Genomic DNA, 19,445 nt, shown 5'->3' with positions numbered 1-19,445 from the left:
CTCCCACTGAACCCGAGCCTGTGACGCAAACCACGCCCAAGCCGTATTGGGACCGGTTGGACCATCTGCGCGGCGTCGCCGCCTTCATGGTGTTCGCCTGGCATTTCACCCACGCCCGCGGGGTCGTGCCGGCGGTCGAGCCGTCGCTGCTGTCGATCTTCGAGGAGGGGCACACCGGCGTCTCGCTGTTCATGGTGCTCAGCGGCTACCTGTTCGCCAAGATCGTCGGCGAGCGCCGGATCGACATCGTCCGCTTCGTCCAGGCCCGGGCGATGCGGCTGGGGCCGATGCTCGCGGTCGGCCTCGCCTTCGCCTATGCGGCGCATCCGGCGCGGTGGTCTGAAATCCCGCTCGGGCTGGTGTGGCCGGTCTGGGACAACGGCTGCTGGTCGGTGGCGGTCGAGCTGCAGTTCTACCTGCTCTTGCCGGCGTTGCTGTTCGCCTTCCGCCGCGCGCCGGCCGCGGCGCTGGGGATCGTCGTCCTGGCCGCCGCCGCCCGCTGGGCGCTGTTTGAGGGCGGCGCGGACCTGCAGTTCTTCGCCTACTACAGCCTGCTTGGCCGCATCGACCAGTTCGTGCTCGGCATCTTCGCCTGGAAGCTGCTGCAGGGACGCCCCGTGCCGCTGCCGGTGTTCGCGCTCGGCTTCGGCGGCTTCCTGGTCGCGCTGCACGGCTTCAACCTGGCCGGCGGCCACGTGGGTACCGCGGCCTCGCCGCTGTGGATCTGGTGGCCGACCGTCGAGGCGCTCGGCTTCGCCCTGCTGATCGCCTGGTACGACGGCGGCCGCTGGTCGCTGCCGCGGCCCTTCGCCTTCATCGGCAAGGTGTCGTTCTCGATGTACATCCTGCACTTCGTCGTCGTGACCCACCTCGCGGACCTGGCGCTGCGGCTGCTGCCGGAGCCGGGCTTCTACGGGATGTTCCTGGCCTCGATCGCCGCGTTCGCCCTGATGCTGCCGGTCGCCTGGCTCGGCTGGCGGCTGGTCGAGACCCCGGCGATGCGGCTGCGCCGGCCCTACCTGCTCGCCGCCGAGCCCGCGCCGGTCGGCGAGCCGGTCAAGCAGGCGGCCTGAGCCTCAGATGCTCCCCCTCAGGGAGAGCTCCGCCGGAGGCGGTGAGGGGGTTTCCGCTCAGATGCGGATGACGCCGAACACTGAGCTTCTGAGCTGAAACCCCCTCCGGCCTTCGGCCACCTCCCCCTGAGGGGGAGGATCTACTGCTCATGACAACGGCTTAAGCTTCCCTGGACGCCTTCGGGTGTTAAGCATTCGCACGCTCGCTCTTTCCGGGAAGCCTTCATGATCCGCACCTTCCGCGCCGCCGGCCTGGCGCTCGTCCTGGCGACGGCCGCGATTCCGGCCCTGGCGCTGGCGCAGACGCCTGCGGCCGCCGACAGCGCCGTGCCGCCGATCGTCTTCAACAAGCGCACCCTGCCGAACGGCCTGCGGGTGTTCAGCTCGCTCGACCGGACGACGCCGAACGTGACGGTGCAGGTCTGGTACGGCGTCGGCTCGAAGGACGACCCCAGCGGCCGCTCCGGCTTCGCGCACCTGTTCGAACACATGATGTTCAAGGCGACGCGCAACCTGCCGGCCGAGAGCTTCGACCGGCTGACCGAGGACGTCGGCGGGGTCAACAACGCCTCCACCTGGGACGACTTCACCAACTACTTCGAGGTGGTGCCGGCCAACCACCTGCAGCGGCTCTTATGGGCCGAGGCCGAGCGGATGGGCTCGCTGGTCGTCGACGAGGCCAACTTCAAGTCCGAGCGCGACGTGGTGAAGGAGGAGCTGCGCCAGCGGGTGCTGTCCGCGCCCTACGGCCGGCTGTTCTCGCTCTACCTGCCGGAGGCGACCTACAAGGTTCACCCCTATCACCGGCCGGGCATCGGCTCGATCGAGGACCTCGACGCGGCGACCATCGACGACGTCCGCGCCTTCCACCAGCAGTACTACCGGCCGGACAACGCCGCGGTGATCGTCGTCGGCAACTTCGACGAGGCGCAGCTCAACGCCTGGATCGACCAGTATTTCGGTGCGCTCAAGAACCCGAAGACGTCGATCCCCCGCGTCGATGCGGTCGAGCCGGCGCGCACCGGCTCGGGCGTGTTCGACGGCTACGGCCCGAACGTGCCGTTGCCGGCGGTGGCGATCACCTGGCTGGGGCCGAAGGCGGCCGACGCCGACGCGCCGGCGCTGAAGGTGCTCGACGCCATCCTGTCCGGCGGCAAGTCGTCGAGGCTCTACGACAGCCTGGTCTACGATCAGCAGATCGCCGCGGAGATCTTCTCGAACGCCGACCTGCCGCAGCAGCCGGGCAGCTTCATGGTCGGCGCGGTGATGGCCTCGGGCCACGACCTCGCCAAGGGCGAGGCGGCGCTGTTGGCCGAGGTCGCGCGGCTGCGCGCCGCCCCGCCGTCGGACGCCGAGCTGGCGGAAGCCAAGAACGAGCTGGTCGCCGGCAAGCTGCGCGAGCGCGAGACCATCGACGGCCGCGGCTTCGCGCTGGGCTACGCGCTGCAGGTGCAGGGCGATCCGGCCAAGGCCAACACCGAACTCGCCGACCTGCAGGCGGTGACCGCCGCCGACGTCCAGCGGGTGGCGCAGAAGTACGTCGACCCGGAGCGGCGCATGACCATCCGCTACCAGGCGGAGAGCGCCCGGCCGAAGGGCCAGACCACGGCGAAGGAGCCCGCCCCGCCGCGGACCTCGGCCAAATACACCGGTCCGGTCGAGACCCTGGCGCCGGAGGGCCAGCGCCAGGCGCTGCCGCCGATCGCCAAGCCGGTTCAGCCGGTGCTGCCGACCCCGGCGGAGCGGACGCTGGCCAATGGGCTGCGGGTGATCGTCGCCCGCTCGTCGGACCTGCCGCTGGTCACCGCCGACCTGACCATCAGGACCGGCGCCTGGGCCGACCCCGCCGGGCTGGCCGGCGCCACCGGCATGACCGCCGGCATGCTGACCGAGGGCACCACCACCCGCTCGGCGCAGGAGATCGCCCGCCAGGTCGAGGCGCTGGGCGCCAACCTCGACGCCGGCGCCAGCCTCGAGGCCTCGTCAGTGACGCTCAACGTCATGCCCGACAAGCTCGCCGCCGCCCTGCCGATCATGGCCGACGTCGCGCGCAACCCGGCCTTCAAGCCCGAGGAGTTGGAGCGGCAACGGCAACAGGCGCTCGACGGCCTGCAGGTCGCCTACCAGGAGCCCGGCTCGATCGCCGGCTACGCGATCGCCCCGGTGGTGTTCGCCGGCACCCCGTTCGGCCACGTCGCGGTCGGCACGCCGGCCTCGATCGGCCGGCTGAAGCCGGCGGACCTGAGCGCCATCCACCGCGCCTGGTACCGGCCGGACAACGCGGTGCTGGTGCTGACCGGCGACATCACCGCGGAGCAGGGCTTTGCTTTCGCCGAGCAGACCTTCGGCGACTGGAAGCGTCCGGCCACGCCGCTCGCCCCGGCCCCGACGATCACGCCGACTCTAAAGCCCCGCGCCGTGGCGATCGACCTGCCGGGCGCCGGCCAGGCCTCGGTCAATGTCACCAAGCCGTCGATCGCCCGCTCGGACCCGGCCTACTACACCGCCCTGGTGACCAACATGGTGCTGGGCGGCGGCTACTCGGCGCGGCTGAACCAGGAGATCCGGGTCAAGCGCGGCCTCAGCTACGGCGCCTCGGCGCGGTTCTCGGCCAACCGCACCACCGGCCTGTTCCGCGCCGGCGCCCAGACCAAGAACGAGTCCGCCCCGGTGGTGCTGGGCCTGATCGACGAACAGATGAAGGGCCTGGCGGCGGCCCCGCCGAAGCCGGAGGAGCTGACCGCCCGCAAGTCGACGCTGGTCGGCGGTTTCGGCCGCGAACTGGCGACCACCGGCGGCCTGGCCGACATCCTCGGCAACCTGGCGCTCTACGGCGTGCCGCTCGACGAGGTGAAGGTCTACACGACCAAGGTCGAAGCGGTCACCGGCGGCGAGGTGCAGGGCTTCGCCGGCAAGTGGCTGGATCCGTCCTACGCCAGCGTGGTGGTGGTCGGCGACGCCAAGAGCTTCGCGGGCCCGCTGAAGGCCGCGCGGCCGAACCTGGAGGTCATCCCGGCCGCCCAGCTCGACCTCGACAGCTCGACGCTGCGGAAGCCTTGAACTAGCGCGTCATCCCGGACGGCCTGGAAGGCCGATCCGGGACCCAGGGGCCGTGCGCGCCGCCCTGGGTCCCGGCTCTTCGCTACGCTTCGGCCGGGATGACGAAGGAAATTGCTGCGCCTACGCCGCGGCCTGGGTCCAGCGGTCGAGGTCGCGCTCGCGGCCGATCAGCGCCAGGCCCGAGGCGATCGATTCCAGCTCCGCGCCGGTCTCGATCCGCTCGGCCGGGAACCGGCGGTGGAAGATGCGGCGCACGGCCGGGGTCAGCGACGAGCCGCCGGTCAGGAACACCCGGTCGATGTCGCCAGGTCCGAGGTTGGCCTCGGCCAGCGCCCGGTCGACGGCCTGCTCTATCAGCGCCAGCTCCGGCGCGATCCAGCTTTCGAACTCCGCGCGGGCGACGTCGCGGCCGATGTCGATCGAGCCGGCGGCGAAGCGGAACTCGTGCGCCTCCTCGGCCGACAGGGCGATCTTCAGCTCGGAGATCGCGCGGTAGAGCTGGTAGCCGAGGTTCTCGTCGAGCACCTCGATCAGCCGGCCGAGCTTTTCCGGCTCGACGGCGTCCCTCTCCAGCGCGCGGATCTCGCGCATGTCGCGGCTGCCGCGCATCAGGGCGAGCTGGTCCCAGCGGGCGAAGGCCGAGTAGTAGCGGTTCGGGATCGGCAGCACTTTGCCGAAGCTCTCGTAGCTCGAGCCCTTGCCGAGCGAGGGGGAGACCAGGTTATCGATGATCCGGTAGTCGAAGGCGTCGCCGGCCACGCCGACGCCGGAGCGGCCGAGCGGATGGGCGCGGATCTCGCCGGCCTCACGCTCGAAGCGCAGGACCGAGAAGTCCGAGGTGCCGCCGCCGAAGTCGCCGACCAGCACGGTGGCGTCCTCGGTCAGCTCGCGGGCGAAAAAGAAGGCCGCGCCGACCGGCTCGTAGGCGTAGCGGATCTCCTCGAAGCCGAGCCGGCGGAAGGCGGTCTCATAGCGCTCCAGCGCCAGGGTCTCGCTGGGCGAGCCGCCGGCGAACACCACCGGGCGGCCGACGACGATGCGCTTGAGCGCCGGCAGGTCCTCGCCGGCGTGCTCGCGCAGCTTCAGCAGGAAGGCCGACAGCAGGTCCTCGAAGCGGTAGCGCTTCCCGAGGATCTGGGTCTCGCTGAAGCTCGCCTGGGCGGCGAAGGTCTTGAACGACTGGATGAAGCGGACGTCGTGCGGGTCCTCGGCGTAGGCCTCGATCGCCCAGGGCCCGGCGGTGATGGCGCGCTCGTTGGGGCGCTCCGGCGGCTGCTGGAAGCCCAGCGCCGAGCGGAACGCGCTGGCCTCGCCGCCCGGCGCATCCAGCCGCACCAGCGCCGCAGGGCCTTGCGGCCGGGCCAGCGCCAGCACGGTGTTGGTCGTGCCGAAGTCGATGCCGAGGGAGAGGTCGGACATGCGCCGCTCCAATGCCGCAAGATCCCCCTCAGGGGGAGGTGGCGCGGAGCGCCGGGGCCACCGCTCATACACAAACCGCTCGTTCCGGCGAAGGCCGGGATCCAGATTCAGTCAGGGCGGCGGCAAGACGACGCAAAACGGGCAGCGTCGGCCGGCGCCGCGCGCGTCATCTGGGTCCCGGCGTTCGCCGGGATGAGCGGGATTAAGGGGCTCCCTAGGGGGAGCCCCTCTCCGTTTTCTAGGCGTCGACGACCGCCAGGTCGCCGTCGTGGGCGGCCACGGTGGCCATCTGCAGGATCTTCGACACCGAGGCCGACAGCGGGCAGATCTGCACCGGCTTGGCCAGGCCGAGCAGCAGCGGGCCGATCACGGTGGCCCCGCCCAGGGCCTGGATCAGCTGGGTGGAGATCGCCGCCGAGTGGATCGCCGGCATGATCAGCACGTTGGCCGGGCCCGACAGGCGCATGAACGGGTAGTTGACCCGCGCCTCGGGGATCAGCGCCAGCTCCGGCGGCATCTCGCCTTCGTACTCGAAGTCCACGCCTTCCATGTCGTCGAGCATGGCGACCGCTTCGCGCACCCGCTCCGAGCGTTCGCCCATCGGGTTGCCGAAGGCCGAGTAGCTCATGAAGGCGACGCGCGGCGTGTAGCCGAGGTTGCGGACCGCGCGGGCCGCTTCCAGGGCGATTTCCACCAGTTCCTCGGCGTCCGGCAGTTCGGTGACGTTGGCGTCGGCGATGAACAGGGTGCGGCCCTTGGCCAGCACCACGCTCATGCCCATCACCCGGCCGCCGGGGGCCGGGTCGATGACCTGCAGCACCTCGTTCAGCACCTGGTCGAAGGCGCGGGTGACGCCGGTCACCATGCCGTCGGCGTAGCCCAGCGCCACCATGGAGGCGCCGAAGGCGTTGCGGTCCTGGTTGATGAGCCGCTGCACGTCGCGGCGCAGGAAGCCTTCGCGCTGCAGCCGCTCATAGAGGTTGTCGACGAACTCCTGGTTCCAGTGGGACAGGCGCGCGTTGATGATCTCGAGCTTCACGTCGGCCGGGTCGAGGCCGACCAGCCGCATGTTGGCGTGCACCAGCTCTTCGCGGCCGACCAGCACGGCGTCGCCGAGGCCGCTCGACTGGAAGGCGTAGGCCGCGCGGATGACGCTCGGCTCTTCGCCCTCGGCGAAGACGATCTTCTTCTTCTTCGGGCCGGCCTGCACGGCGCCCTGCAACTTCTGCAGGAAGGCCGCGGTCGGGTCGAGCCGCTGGGCCAGCGACGCGCGGTAGGCGTCCATGTCCTCGATCGGCTTGCGGGCCACGCCGGTGTCCATCGCCGCCTGGGCGACGAACGGCGGGATGTAGGAGATCAGCCGCGGGTCGAACGGGGTCGGGATGATGTATTCCGGCCCGAACTTCAGCTGGGTGCCGTGGTAGGCGGCGGCGACCTCGTCGGGCACGTCCTCGCGGGCGAGCTGCGCCAGCGCGTTGGCGCAGGCGACCTTCATTTCCATGTTCACCCGCCGCGCCCGCACGTCGAGCGCGCCGCGGAAGATGTAGGGGAAGCCCAGGACGTTGTTGACCTGGTTGGGGTAGTCGCTGCGGCCGGTGGCGACGATCGCGTCCGGACGCACGGCCAGCACGTCCTCCGGCAGGATTTCCGGATCCGGGTTGGCCATGGCGAAGATGATCGGCTTGGCCGCCATCGACTTGACCATGTCCTGGGTCAGCGCGCCCTTCACCGACAGGCCGATGAACACGTCGGCGCCTTCCAGCGCTTCCGCCAGCGTGCGCGTGTCAGTGTCGATCGCGTGCGCGCTCTTCCACTGGTTCATGTCGTTGGTGCGGCCGCGGTAGATCACGCCCTTGGAGTCGCAGGCGATCACGTTCTGATGCGACACGCCCATGGCCTTGATCAGGTCGAGCGTGGCGATGCCCGCCGCGCCGGCGCCGTTCAGCACCACCTTGATCTCGGCGATGTTGCGCCCGGTGATCTCGCAGGCGTTGATCAGGCCGGCGGCGGAGATGATCGCCGTGCCGTGCTGGTCGTCGTGGAACACCGGGATGTCGAGCAGCTCCTGCAGCTCGGTCTCGATGCGGAAGCACTCGGGGCTCTTGATGTCCTCGAGATTGATGCCGCCGAAGGTGACGCCGATGTTCTTGGCGACGGTGATGATCTCGTCCGGATCGGTCGCCGAGCACTCGATGTCGATCGCGTCGACGTCGGCGAAGCGCTTGAAGAGGACGCCCTTGCCCTCCATCACCGGCTTGGAGGCCAGCGCCCCCAGATTGCCCAGGCCGAGGATCGCCGTGCCGTTGGAGAACACCGCCACCAGGTTGCCCTTGGAGGTGTAGTCGTAGGCGGTCTCGGGATCCTCGGCGATTTTCAGCACCGGTACGGCCACGCCGGGCGAATAGGCCAGGCTGAGGTCACGCTGGGTGGCCATCGGCTTGGTCGCCGCGATGGCGATCTTGCCCGGGGTCGGGTGCTTGTGGAAGCTGAGAGCTTCCTCATCGGTGAAGGTGCGCTTTTCGGCGTCGCTCATACGCGCGGCGAAGTCCCTTTTTTTAGGGCCGGTGAAGGGGGCACCTATAGAGGGCGCCGCCCGTCGGAACAACCTTCACCCTGGACCGCTTCGCGCGTGCGGCCCAGCAGGGTTCAAGTCGGCGTGCAGGCAAGGTCAACGGCGGTGCAGCCCCATTGACCGGCGGACCTGCGCGCGAGACTAACGGCTCTCGCCATGGACGCCTGGGAGGCCCGCGTGACTGAGCCGCTGAAGATCGCCGTCGCCGGAGCCCTGGGCCGCATGGGCCGCGCGGTCGCCGCCGTGGTCCAGGCCGACCCGAAGCTGAGTCTCGCGGCGCGCTTCGATCGGCCGGGCGCGGCCGATCCCGACCTCGTCGACCAAGCAGCGGCGCTGGCCGCCGCCGACGTGGTGATCGACTTCTCCTCCCCCGAGGCCTCGACGGCGCTGGCCGAGACCTGCGCCGCGCGCGGCGGCCCGGCGCTGGTGATCGGCACCACCGGGTTCGACGACGCCCAGCTGGCGCGGCTCGCCGCCGCCGCCGAGCGGATGGCGATCCTGCGGGCCGGCAACTATTCGCTCGGGGTCAACATGCTGATGGGGCTGGTCGAGCAGGCCGCCCGCGCGCTGCCGGCCGACTACGACATCGAGGTCTTCGAGGCGCATCACCGCCGCAAGGTCGACGCCCCCTCGGGCACCGCCCTGATGCTGGGCGAGGCCGCCGCCAAGGGCCGCGGCGTTGAACTGGCCAAGGTCGCCCAGCGGGTGCGCGACGGCATCACCGGGGCCCGGCCCGAGGGCGAAATCGGCTTTTCGGTGATGCGCGCCGGCGGCGTCATCGGCGAGCACAGCGTGGTGTTCGGCTCCGATGAGGAACTGCTGACCCTGTCGCACTCGGCGATCGACCGCAGCCTGTTCGCCAAGGGCGCCGTCGCCGCCGCCCGCTGGCTCGCCGCCCGCCCGCCGGGCGCCTACGACATGCAGAACGTGCTGGGGTTCAAAAGCTAGCCGAAGCCTGGCGGCCGGCCTCGCTGAAACACAACCTGTCATCCCGGTTTCGCGTAGCGAAGACCGGGATCCAAGCACACAGCGAGACCCGATCGGGCGCAGCTGCGCCGCTTCGCTTCAACACCGCTTTCGGTGTTCTTGGGTCCCGGACACGCGCTGCGCGCGTTCCGGGATGACAGTGAAGCTCACCCGTGCCCGGTCGATCCGAAGCCGTTCGCGCCGCGGGCGGTCTCGTCGAGGCTCGCCACTTCGCTCCAGCTGGCCTGCACCACCGGCGCGATCACCAGCTGGGCGATGCGGTCGCCGCGGCGGATGGTGAAGTCCTCCTCGCCGAGGTTGATCAGGATCACCTTCACCTCGCCGCGATAGTCGGCGTCGATGGTGCCCGGCGTGTTCAGGCAGGTGACCCCGGCCTTCAGCGCCAGCCCCGAGCGCGGCCGCACCTGGCCCTCGAAGCCCGGCGGCAGGGCGAAGGCCAGGCCGGTCGGCACGGCGTGGCGCGAGCCCGGCTTCAGCACGAACGGCTCGTCGTCGGGGACGGCGGCGCGCAGGTCCATGCCGGCGGCCTGGCTGGACTCATAGGCGGGCAGCGGCAGGCCTGCGCCGTGCGGCAGGCGCTGGATCGGGATGGTCGGCGGGGTCACGAAAGCTCCTGGGCGATCCGTTCGGCGAGTTGGCGGGCGACGTCGGCCTTGGACAGGCGCTCCCAGCGCTCGACGCCCTGGGCGCTGACGATGGCGACGGTGTTGTCGTCGCCGCCCATCACGCCCGGAACGCTGACGTCATTGGCGACGATCCAGTCGCAGCCCTTCTTCGCCAGCTTGGCGCGGGCGTGGTCCTCGACGTCGTGGGTCTCGGCGGCGAAGCCGACCACCAGTCGCGGCCGCGTCGCGCCCTTCGCCAGGGTCGCCAGGATGTCGGGGTTCTCGACCAGGGCGATCGGCGGCGGTCCGCCCTCGCCCTTCTTGATCTTGCGGGTCCCGAGCGTCTCCGGCCGCCAGTCGGCGACCGCGGCGACGCAGACGGCGATGTCGGCCGGCAGCGCGGCCTCGCAGGCGGCCAGCATCTCGCGCGCGGTCTCGACGTCGACGCGGCGCACGCCGGCGGGGGTCGGCTGGGCGACCGGGCCGGCGACCAGGGTCACCTCCGCCCCGAGGGCGGCCAGGGCGCCGGCGATGGCGAAGCCCTGCTTGCCGGAGGAACGGTTGGTGATCACCCGCACCGGATCGATCGGCTCGGCGGTCGGCCCGGCGGTGACCACGGCGCGCTTGCCGGCCAGCGGCCGCGCGGCCGGACCGGCCAGCGCCGCCAGGATCGCCGCCAGGATCGCCGGCGGCTCGGCCATGCGGCCGGGGCCGAACTCGCCGCAGGCCATCGCGCCCTCGTCGGGACCGACGAACAGCACGCCGTCGGCCTTCAAGGTCGCCAGGTTGCGCTGGGTCGCGGGGTGTTCCCACATCCGCACGTTCATCGCCGGGGCCATCAGCACCGGCTTGTCGGTGGCCAGCAGCGTGGTGCTGGCCAGGTCCGAAGCGTGGCCGTGCGCGGCGCGGGCCATCAGGTCGGCGGTGGCCGGGGCCACCACCACCAGGTCGGCCGAGCGCGACAGCTCGATGTGGCCCATCTCGGCTTCGTCGGTCAGCGAGAATAGTTCGGCATAGACCTTGTCCTCGGCCAGCGCCGAGAGCGACAGCGGGGTGACGAACTGCGCCCCCGCCGGGGTCAGGATCGGCCGCACGGCCAGCCCGGCCTTGCGCGCCAGGCGCGTCAGCTCGAGCGCCTTGTAGGCGGCGATGCCGCCGCCGACGATCAGGAGAATGCGCTTATCGGCCAAGGCTTGTCCCGCGAACGCTCGAAGGGCGCAGCTTTAAGCCAAGAGGGGGCCGGCGCCAAACCACGCGGGCCGAAACCCGGGGCTGCACTACCTCTGCGGTAGGGACTCGACTTGTTCGCATTTCCATGTTCATCCTTTGTTCCAAGCTGAGCTTCAATGGAGAACAGAAGATGGCTGGGAACAGGACGGCCGTGGCTTGGGTGATCGCCGGCGCGGCCGCGGCGCTGCTGGCGGGCTGCGACAACGGCCCGTCGGCGGTGGCCAGCAAGCAGGCGGCGGGCACGCAGATGGCCTACGCCGAGCGACCGGGCGACGCGGTCCGGCGCAGCGAGCGCGCCGACGAGATCGATCACCGCCAAGATCCGGTGAAGCTGGTCGACGGCAAGCCGGTGTGGGCCGCCAGCCGCCGCTATTCCGCCGAGGACAGCGCCCAGCGCGCCTTCGACCGCAATGGCGAGGCGTTCGGCGCCAAGAGCCTCGACGACTACGTCCGCAAGGCCCGGGCCTTCGTCGAGCAGCCGCCGAAGGGCGTCGAGACCCTGACCCGGGCCAACGGCGACACCCTGTTCTACGACGCCAAGGCCAATGTCTTCGCCGTCGCCGACAAGGCCGGCAGCCCGCGCACCATGTTCAAGCCGGACGAAGGCCCCGCCTACTGGCAGGAACAGAAAGACCGCGAAACCCGCCGTCAGACCGCCCGCGCCGAGCGCCGGTCGGAGCGCTCCGACGACGACGCGGCGTAGGGCGGCGTCACCACCTGATCTGTCATCCCGGTTTTCGCGCCGCGAAAGACCGGGACCCAGGAACACGGCGACGCCAGACGCTCCGCGGTGGCGACGCTTCGGCCAAACACGCCCTCTGGTGTTCATCGGTCCCGGACACGCCGCTCACGCGGCGTTCCGGGATGACAGCAGGTAGCTGGGCGCGGCCGGCGGCTCGCTACCGCAGCCACATCGCCAGCAGGAAGGCCAGGCCCGAGGTCAGCGCGCCGAGCGCGAACCACAGCAGCGGCGGGCGGCCGCGGGCGGCGGGGGCGGGCGCTTCGACGACCACTTCAGTCGGCTCGGCCGAAGCGAGCCGGGCGAGGTTGCGCACCGCCTGTTCGGCTTCGCCGGCGAAGCGGCGGATGCGGGTCGCCGGCGACAGTTCGCGGGCGATCCAGCGGCGCACGACCGGCTCGGCCGCCGACCAGATGTCGTGCTCCGGATCGATCCGCCGGGCGACCCCCTCGACCGCCATCATGGTCTTCTGCAGCAGCACCAGCTCGGTGCGCAGCCGCATGTCGAAGAGTGCGGTGATCTCGAACAGCTGGGTCAGCACCCGGCTCATCGGCACCTCGCTGGCGGCGCGACCGAACACCGGCTGGCCGACCGCGCGCAGCGCCTGGGCGAACTCGGCGACGCTGTGGCGCGCCGGCACATAGCCGGCGTCGAAGTGCACCTGGGCGACGCGCTGGTAGTCGCGCTGCAGGAAGCCCCAGAGGATCTCGGCCAGGTAGCGCCGCTCCGGCGCGCCGAGCCGGCCGATGATCCCGAAGTCGATGGCGGTGATCTGCGCCGGGGCGGCGACGAACAGATTGCCCTCGTGCAGGTCGGCGTGGAACACGCCGCGGTCGAGCGCCTGCGAGAGGAAGGCGCGGATCAGGTTGTCGGCCAGCTGCCGGCGGTCGAGCCCCGGCTGGTTCAGCGCCTCGTCGCTGGAGAGCGGCTTGCCCGCCGCCCACTCCATGGTCAGCACCCGCTTGCCGACCCCGTCCCAGACGACCTTCGGCGCGCGCATGTAGCCGTCCTCGGCCATCACCTCGCCGAGCTCGTCGGCGCCGGCGGCCTCGAGCCGCAGGTCCAGCTCCAGCTCGGTGGCGCGGATCACGGTCTGGGCGAAGCCGATCGGCTCCAGCCGGCGCGCCGGCGGCGCCAGCCGTTCGGTCAGGCGCGCGGCCAGCATCAGCACCTCGGCGTCGCGCGCCACCCGCTGCGCGATCCGCGGGCGCAGGATCTTCACCGCCACCCGGCGGCCGTCGAGCAGCACCGCCTCGTGCGCCTGGGCCAGCGAGGCGGCGGCGACCGGCGGGCCGAAATTGGCGAACAGCGTCTCCAGCGGCTGGCCGAGCGCCAGCTCCAGCTCCTTGCGCGCGGTCTCCATCGGGAACGGCGCCAACCGGTCTTTCAGCCGCGCGAGGTCCTCGGCGAACTCGCGGCCGAAGATGTCGGCGCGGGTCGACAGCAGCTGGCCGAGCTTGATCGCCACCGGCCCGAGCCGCTCCAGCGCGCGCGCCAGCCGCTCGCCGGGCCGGCCGACCTTGGCCTGCGGCCCGGCCAGCACGCGCAGCATGTTGGACATCGCCGCGACCGGCGGCGGATACAGGTTGTCGAGCTCGCGCGGCAGCAGCGCGTCGTTGCGCGCCAGCATCCAGCCCGCGCTCATCAGCCGCCCGAATGCGGCGGGGCCGCTCATCGGCCCAAGCCTTTCCCGCTCAGGTCGGACAGACCTGAGCGGAAAAGGCGGGAATCAAAAATTTGAGCGCGTTCTGATCGCAAACCGGTCTCCACTTTTGCGGAACGCGCTCAGATCGCCCGGCCGGTGTGCAGGGCGGCGACGCCGCCGGTGAAGTTGGTGAACTCCACGCGGCTGAAGCCGGCCTCGGCGATCATGTTGGCGAAGGTCCGCTGGTCGGGGAAGCGGCGGATGCTCTCGACCAGGTACTGGTAGGACTCGCGGTCGCCGGCGACGCGCGCGCCGATCTCCGGGATCACCTTGAAGGAGTAGGCGTCGTAGAGCTTCTGCAGCGGCTCGGTGGTCGGCTTGGAGAACTCCAGGCACAGGAAGCGGCCGCCGACCTTCAGCACCCGGCGCGCCTCGCGCAGCGCCGCGGCGACGTCGGTGACGTTGCGGATGCCGAAGGAGATCACATAGGCGTCGGCGCAGCCGTCCGGCAGCGGCAGGCGCTGGGCGTCGCCCACCGCCCAGGCCATCTCCGGCTCGCCGCCCTTTTCGCGGCCGGCGGCGATCATCTCGGCGTTATAGTCGATGACGAAGACCTGGGCGTCGGCCCCGCCGCGGCGCAGCTGGGCGCGCCGGGCCATCTTCGAGAACCGCCGGGCCATGTCGCCGGTGCCGCCGGCGACGTCGATGATCAGCTCGCCGGGCTGCGGATTGAGCCTTGCCGCGACCGCGTCCTTCCAGAGCCGGTGCACGCCGCCGCTCATCAGGTCGTTCATCAGGTCGTAGCGCTTGGCGACCCGGTCGAATACGCCGCGCACCAGGCCCGGCTTGGCGTCTGGGTCGACGTCGCGAAATCCGAAGGAGGCGGCGGGTCCGGTCATGAGCACGCTCTTAACCCCGCGACCGCAGGGCTCCAAGGCCCACAAGCCGCCGATCCGGCCGTTCGGCCACGCTTTCGCGGGTTTCGCCGGATGGACCGGCGTAGGGTGGGGCGCAGGCTGCCATGGCTGAGGTTCGGGCGCCGCGGTCCGCCGCGGACGGACGAGACGCCCCGACGCCGCCTTCAAGCGAGGAGGCCTGGGCCATGTATGCGCCGCTGCTGAACATGCTGGTCGCCCTGGGCGCGGGCCTCCTCATCGGCCTCGAGCGCGAGCGCTCAAGCGCCGGGTCCGGCGAGGCCGTTGCGGGGCTGCGCACCTTCGCCCTCGCCGCGCTCGCCGGGGCCGTCTCGGCCGAGATCGGCGGCGCGGCTCTGCTGGGCGTCACGGCCGGCGTCGCGGCCCTGTTCGCCGGCCTCAGCTACTGGCGGACGCTCACCCAGCAGGGGCCGGGACTGACGACCGAACTCGCCCTGGTGTTCACCGTGCTGATCGGCGGCCTGGCGATGACCGCCCCGAACGTCGCCGGCGCGGTCGCCGTCATCACCGCCCTGCTGCTCGACTCCCGCGAGCGGCTGCATCACTTCGCAAGTTCGGTGCTGACTGAGGAGGAGGTCCGCTCCGCCCTGATCCTCGGCGCGGCGGCGATCGTCATCCTGCCGCTGCTGCCGAACGAACCGATGGGGCCGTTCGACGCGCTCAATCCCCGGTCGGTCTGGCGGCTGGTCGTGCTGGTGCTGTTGATCGGCGCCGCCGGCCACGTGGCGACGCGCATCCTCGGGCCCCGCTTCGGGATGCCGGTCTCCGGTCTGGCCTCCGGCTTCGTGTCGAGCTCGGCGACGATCGGCGCGATGGGCTCGCACGCGGCGAAGGAGCCAGGCGTCATGGGTGCGGCGGCGGCCGGCGCGGTGCTCTCCACCGTCGCCACGGTGGTGCAGATGGCGGTGGTCGTCGGGGCGACCAGCCCCGCAGCCCTGCGCGTCATGACCATCCCGCTGGTCTGCGCCGGCGTCGCCGCGGCGGCCTACGGCGCGATCTTCACCATCTCGGCCATGCGGCAGAAGACCGAAGGGGAATCCGCCGGCGAGGCGCTCAGCCTGAAGACGGCGCTGATCTTCGCCGCCACCCTGTCGGTCGTGCTGCTGATCTCGGCGGCGCTGCGCGAATGGTTCGGCGAGGCGGGCGCGATCGCCGCCGCGGCGCTGGCCGGCTTCGCCGACACCCACGCCTCGGCGATCTCGATCGCCTCGCTGGTCGCGAGCGGCCGCATGGAGCCGATCGAGTGCGTCGTGCCGATCCTGGCGGGCTTCACCACGAATTCGGTGACCAAGGTGATTGTCGCCGTCGCCGCCGGCGGCCGCGCCTTCGCCCTGCGGGTGGTGCCGGGCGTGCTGCTGGTCGCCGCCGCGGCCTGGGGCGGAGCTCTGTTCAGCTTCGCCGCCGGTTGATGCGCGGCAGTTGATGCATGGGCGGGGGCGTGCCACTCACGCTCCATGCCCGAATTGCCCGAGGTCGAAACCGTCCGCGGCGGCCTGGCCCCCGTCCTCGAAGGCCGCCGGCTGGCGCGCGTCGAGGCGCGCCGGCCGGACCTGCGCTTTCCCCTGCCGGAGAACTTCGTCCAGGTGCTGACCGGGGCGACGATCGTCTCGCTGAGCCGCCGGGCCAAGTATCTGCTCGCCCGGCTCGACCGCGAAGACACCCTGGTGATGCACTTAGGCATGAGCGGCCGCTTCGAGATCGCCCGGGCGGAGGGGGAGGAGCGGCCCGGCCACTTCCTCTACGCCCCGGATCCCGACCCGAAGCACGCCCACATCGTCTTCGAGACCGAGGCCGGCGCGCGGGTGACCTATTACGACCCGCGCCGCTTCGGCTACATGGCGCTGGTCAACACCGCGACGCTCGAGCTGCACCCCTGGTTCGCCGGTCTCGGGCCCGAGCCGCTGTCCGAGGGCTTCGACGCCGCCCGGCTGAAGACCTGCTTCCAGGGCCGCAAGCAGGGGCCGAAAACCCTGCTGCTGGACCAGAAGGTCGTCGCCGGCCTGGGCAACATCTACGTCTGCGAGGCGCTGCACCGGGCGCGCATCTCGCCGTTCAAGCCGGCGGGAAAGATCAGCACGGCCCGGCTCGAGCGGCTGGTGGAGACCGTGCGCGAGGTGCTGCGGGCGGCGATCGCCGCCGGCGGCTCCAGCCTCAAGGACTACGCCCAGGCCAACGGCGCGCTCGGCTACTTCCAGCACAGCTTCGGGGTCTACGACCGCGAGGGCCGGCCGTGCCCGAACGAGGGCTGCGGCGGGACCATCCACCGGGAGGTGCAGGGCGGCCGCTCGACCTTCTACTGCCCGACTTGCCAGCGCTGACCGGCCGCGCCGGTCTGGCGGCGCTCGGCGGCGCGAGCTAGCGTCGCCGCATGAAGAGCTTTCGCCTGAACAGCGTCCAGTCGGGCTTGCTCGCCCTGATCGCGGGCCTGCTGGCCGCCGGCGCCGCCCAGGCCCGGCCTCCCGTCTGGGTCGTCCGCGACGCCGATTCCGAGCTGGTGCTGTTCGGCTCGGTGCACCTGCTGCCGCCCGGCCTCGACTGGCGCCCGCCGCCGCTCGCCCAGGCGGTGCAGGCCGCCGACGACGTCTGGTTCGAGCTGCCGATCGACACCGCCAGCGAGACGGAGACCGCGCAGCTCGCCGGCCAGCTCGGCCTGCTGGCCCCGGACCAGTCGCTGTTCAAGCTGGTGCCGCCCGGCGACGCCGAGCGGTTGATGCGGGTCGCCAAGCTCTACGGCGTCGATCTCGCCGTGCTCGACCGGCTGAAGCCCTGGCTGGCCGACGTCGCCCTCAGCGGGGCGGCCTACCAGAAGGCCGGCGCCGGGGTGCAGGACGGCGTCGAGAAGGCGGTGGCCGCGCAGGTGCCGGCGCGCGCCCAGCGGCGCGCCTTCGAGACGCCGCGCGAGCAGGTGGAGATCCTCGCCGGCGCGCCGATGGCCGAGCAGATGGCCTCGCTCTCGGAGACCCTCAAGCAGCTGGAGAGCGCGCCCGACGAGTTCGCGATCCTGGTGCGCGCCTGGATGGCGGGCGACCTCGAAACCCTCGACCGCGAGGCGCTGGAGCCGGTCCGCCGGGTCACCCCGACCCTGTTCCGTCGGCTGGTCAGCGACCGCAACGCCCGCTGGACCTTGACCCTCGACGAACGTCTGAAGGGCCAGGGACGCACGGTCGTGGTGGTCGGCATGGGGCATTTGATCGGACCCGATGGGGTGCCCGCTCGGCTGCGTGCGCTTGGCTACGCGGTCGAGGGGCCTTAAAGCGCAAACGACGCAACAACGATCGGCCAGAGAGACGCGCATGAGCTTCCAGAACATCCTCGTCGAGACCAACGACGGCGTGACCCTGATCCGGCTGAACCGCCCGCAGGCTCTGAACGCGCTGAACTCCCAGCTGCTGGACGAAGTCAGCCTCGCGCTGGACGCCGCGGAAGAAGATCCCGCGGTCGGCTGCGTGGTCCTGACGGGGTCGGAGAAGGCCTTCGCCGCCGGCGCGGACATCAAGGAGATGACCGACAAGGACTTCGCCCAGATGTACCGCATGGACTACTTCGCGAAGTACGGCCGGCGCATCGAGCAGTTCCGCAAGCCGATCATCGCCGCGGTCGCCGGCTACGCGCTCGGCGGCGGCTGTGAGCTCGCCATGCTGTGCGACTTCATCATCGCCGCCGACACCGCCAAGTTCGGCCAGCCGGAGATCAACCTCGGCGTCGCGCCGGGCCTGGGCGGCACCCAGCGACTGACCCGCCTGGTCGGCAAGTCCAAGGCGATGGACATGATCCTGACCGCCCGCCAGATGGACGCCGCCGAGGCCGAGCGCTCCGGACTGGTGAGCCGGGTCGTGCCGGCCGACAAGCTGCTCGAGGAAGCCCTGGGCGCGGCTAAGCGCATCGCCCGCCAAGCCCCGCTCGCGGTGATGATGAACAAGGAAATGGTCAACGCCGCGCTCGAGACGACGCTGGCGACCGGCCTGATGGTCGAGCGCCGGCTGTTCCACTCGCTGTTCGCCTTCGAAGACCAGAAGGAAGGCATGGCCGCCTTCGTCGAGAAGCGGAAGCCCGAGTTCAAGGGCAAGTAGGTGCGGCTGCTCGCCTTCGGCGAGAGCTTCGTCGCAGGCGCGGGTGACCCGGACCATCTCGGCTGGGTCGGCCGCGCCCTGCGCGGCCGCCGCGCCGTCACCCTCTACAATCTGGGCATCCGCGGCGCGACCACCACCAAGCTCGCCGGGCTCTGGCGCGGGGAGGCGCAGGCGCGGCTGAGCGATGAGGAGCCCTGCCGGATCGTCTTCTCCTTCGGGGTCAATGACACCTGGGAGGAGGCCGGCGCCGCCCGCGTCGCCCCGGCCCAGAGCCTGCTGAACGCCCGCGCCATGCTGAGCGAGGCGGGCGCGCTCTGTCCGGTCCTGCTGGTCGGGCCGCCACCGGTCCCCGACGCCGGGCGCCAGGCGCGGATCGCGGCGCTCAACGAAAATCTCCGGCAGCTCTGCGCGAGCTTGCAGGTCCCCTTCATCGATGTCTTCCAACCGCTGGCGGCGGACGGCCCGTGGATCGCCGAGGCGGCGGCCTGGGACGGCGCGCATCCCGGGGCGGAGGGCTATCAGCGCATGGCGGAGCTGGTCGCGGCGCATCCGGCGTGGCGCAGTTTGACGCTGGCGGACTGATCCGTGCTACGGCCATTGACCCGGAGCCCGTGCTTGCGTATATCCGCGCCTCCTAATTTCCCCGCCCGGTTCGCCGGGCGTGCTTGCTTTTGAGAGCTGAACCAATGGCCAACACGCCCGGCGCCAAGAAGGCGGTCCGCAAGATCGAACGTCGCACTGAAGTCAACAAGGCGCGCCGTTCGCGCGTCCGCACCTTCCTGCGTCGCTTCGAGGAAGCGATCGCCGCCGGCGACGCCGCCAAGGCGAAGGACGCCTTCGTCGAAGCCCAGTCGGAGCTGATGCGCGCCGTGTCCAAGGGCGTGGTGCACAAGAACACCGGCTCGCGGAAGGTTTCGCGCCTCGCCGCTCAGCTGAAGAAGCTGGCCGTGGCCTAAGGCCCGCCAGGCCGCTCGCGCGGCCTGACCACAGCTATAAGTTGATCAGACAGCGCCCGATTCCGGGCGCTGTTTTTTTTGCGCGCAATCTGGGCGCGAGAAGCGGCCGATCTATTCAGCGCGCGGAGAGAAAAATGCAGCTTCCCCTTGGCCG

The 19,445-nt window shown here is 71.2% G+C and carries 16 protein-coding genes and 1 pseudogene; 10 read left to right on the top strand and 7 right to left on the bottom strand.

All coding sequences use genetic code 11. The features are described from left to right. The first annotated feature begins 20 nt into the window (after positions 1–20). Both ACSQ14_RS00200 and ACSQ14_RS00195 read left to right on the top strand, forming a co-directional pair. Positions 21–1,073, top strand: a complete 1,053-nt coding sequence (locus ACSQ14_RS00200) for an acyltransferase family protein (RefSeq protein ID WP_436008534.1) — start codon at positions 21–23, stop codon at positions 1,071–1,073. A 225-nt stretch (positions 1,074–1,298) separates the two neighbouring features. Beyond that, positions 1,299–4,133 (top strand): M16 family metallopeptidase, encoded by a 2,835-nt coding sequence (locus ACSQ14_RS00195; protein ID WP_436008532.1) that lies wholly within the window; start codon positions 1,299–1,301, stop codon positions 4,131–4,133. A 2-nt stretch (positions 4,134–4,135) separates the two neighbouring features. Here ACSQ14_RS00195 and ACSQ14_RS00190 read toward each other — a convergent pair. From ACSQ14_RS00190 to ACSQ14_RS00180, 3 genes and pseudogenes are all read right to left on the bottom strand, one after another. Further along, positions 4,136–4,234 (bottom strand): annotated as a pseudogene (locus ACSQ14_RS00190) (hypothetical protein); the annotation flags it as partial. 19 nt (positions 4,235–4,253) lie between these two features. Then, entirely contained in the window at positions 4,254–5,552 is a 1,299-nt protein-coding gene (locus ACSQ14_RS00185; RefSeq protein ID WP_436008530.1) for an Hsp70 family protein, read from the bottom strand. A gap of 238 nt (positions 5,553–5,790) precedes the next feature. Continuing rightward, positions 5,791–8,085, bottom strand: a complete 2,295-nt coding sequence (locus ACSQ14_RS00180; RefSeq protein ID WP_436008528.1) for an NADP-dependent malic enzyme — start codon at positions 8,083–8,085, stop codon at positions 5,791–5,793. A gap of 216 nt (positions 8,086–8,301) precedes the next feature. On the opposite strand from ACSQ14_RS00180, the gene dapB reads away from it, so the two are divergent. Then, a complete protein-coding gene (dapB, locus tag ACSQ14_RS00175; RefSeq protein WP_436008526.1) occupies positions 8,302–9,072 on the top strand; it encodes a 4-hydroxy-tetrahydrodipicolinate reductase in 771 nt (256 codons plus the stop codon). A gap of 185 nt (positions 9,073–9,257) precedes the next feature. On the opposite strand, the gene dut is transcribed toward dapB, so the two are convergent. Next, on the bottom strand, positions 9,258–9,716 hold the full coding sequence (gene dut / locus ACSQ14_RS00170; protein ID WP_436008524.1) for a dUTP diphosphatase: 459 nt from the start codon (positions 9,714–9,716) through the stop codon (positions 9,258–9,260). Then, positions 9,713–10,906, bottom strand: a complete 1,194-nt coding sequence (coaBC, locus tag ACSQ14_RS00165; RefSeq protein WP_436008522.1) for a bifunctional phosphopantothenoylcysteine decarboxylase/phosphopantothenate--cysteine ligase CoaBC — start codon at positions 10,904–10,906, stop codon at positions 9,713–9,715. Before coaBC ends, dut begins: the two co-directional genes overlap by 4 nt. 170 nt (positions 10,907–11,076) lie before the next feature. Here coaBC and ACSQ14_RS00160 point away from each other — a divergent pair, with 170 nt between their 5' ends. Then, positions 11,077–11,649, top strand: coding sequence for a hypothetical protein (locus tag ACSQ14_RS00160; RefSeq protein ID WP_436008520.1), 573 nt, complete (start codon positions 11,077–11,079; stop codon positions 11,647–11,649). Positions 11,650–11,845: 196 nt separating this feature from the next. On the opposite strand, the gene ubiB is transcribed toward ACSQ14_RS00160, so the two are convergent. Then, on the bottom strand, positions 11,846–13,360 hold the full coding sequence (ubiB, locus tag ACSQ14_RS00155) for a 2-polyprenylphenol 6-hydroxylase (RefSeq protein WP_436008518.1): 1,515 nt from the start codon (positions 13,358–13,360) through the stop codon (positions 11,846–11,848). Positions 13,361–13,470: 110 nt separating this feature from the next. Beyond that, the gene (locus tag ACSQ14_RS00150; protein WP_436008516.1) at positions 13,471–14,229 is read right to left on the bottom strand and encodes a class I SAM-dependent methyltransferase; all 759 of its coding nucleotides are present in this window, start codon (positions 14,227–14,229) and stop codon (positions 13,471–13,473) included. Positions 14,230–14,432: 203 nt separating this feature from the next. On the opposite strand from ACSQ14_RS00150, the gene ACSQ14_RS00145 reads away from it, so the two are divergent. The 6 genes from ACSQ14_RS00145 (at position 14,433) to rpsT (ending at position 19,291) form a co-directional block, all read left to right on the top strand. Continuing rightward, a complete protein-coding gene (locus ACSQ14_RS00145; RefSeq protein WP_436008514.1) occupies positions 14,433–15,674 on the top strand; it encodes an MgtC/SapB family protein in 1,242 nt (413 codons plus the stop codon). A gap of 45 nt (positions 15,675–15,719) precedes the next feature. Beyond that, on the top strand, positions 15,720–16,583 hold the full coding sequence (mutM, locus tag ACSQ14_RS00140; protein WP_436008512.1) for a bifunctional DNA-formamidopyrimidine glycosylase/DNA-(apurinic or apyrimidinic site) lyase: 864 nt from the start codon (positions 15,720–15,722) through the stop codon (positions 16,581–16,583). Between the two features lie 50 nt (positions 16,584–16,633). Further along, complete coding sequence (locus tag ACSQ14_RS00135; protein WP_436008510.1) at positions 16,634–17,518, top strand: TraB/GumN family protein; 885 nt, start codon at positions 16,634–16,636, stop codon at positions 17,516–17,518. A gap of 40 nt (positions 17,519–17,558) precedes the next feature. Next, positions 17,559–18,335: an enoyl-CoA hydratase gene (locus ACSQ14_RS00130; RefSeq protein WP_436008508.1), complete on the top strand. Its 777-nt coding sequence runs from the start codon at positions 17,559–17,561 to the stop codon at positions 18,333–18,335. Beyond that, complete coding sequence (locus tag ACSQ14_RS00125; protein ID WP_436008506.1) at positions 18,336–18,917, top strand: GDSL-type esterase/lipase family protein; 582 nt, start codon at positions 18,336–18,338, stop codon at positions 18,915–18,917. It begins immediately after the preceding gene. A 104-nt stretch (positions 18,918–19,021) separates the two neighbouring features. Further along, positions 19,022–19,291 (top strand): 30S ribosomal protein S20, encoded by a 270-nt coding sequence (rpsT, locus tag ACSQ14_RS00120; RefSeq protein ID WP_436008504.1) that lies wholly within the window; start codon positions 19,022–19,024, stop codon positions 19,289–19,291. The last annotated feature ends 154 nt before the right edge of the window (positions 19,292–19,445 follow it).

Origin of the sequence: Phenylobacterium sp. LjRoot219 (assembly GCF_964252995.1) — a bacterium.
Taxonomy (GTDB): domain Bacteria; phylum Pseudomonadota; class Alphaproteobacteria; order Caulobacterales; family Caulobacteraceae; genus Phenylobacterium.
This window is presented reverse-complemented; position numbering and strand designations above follow the sequence as displayed.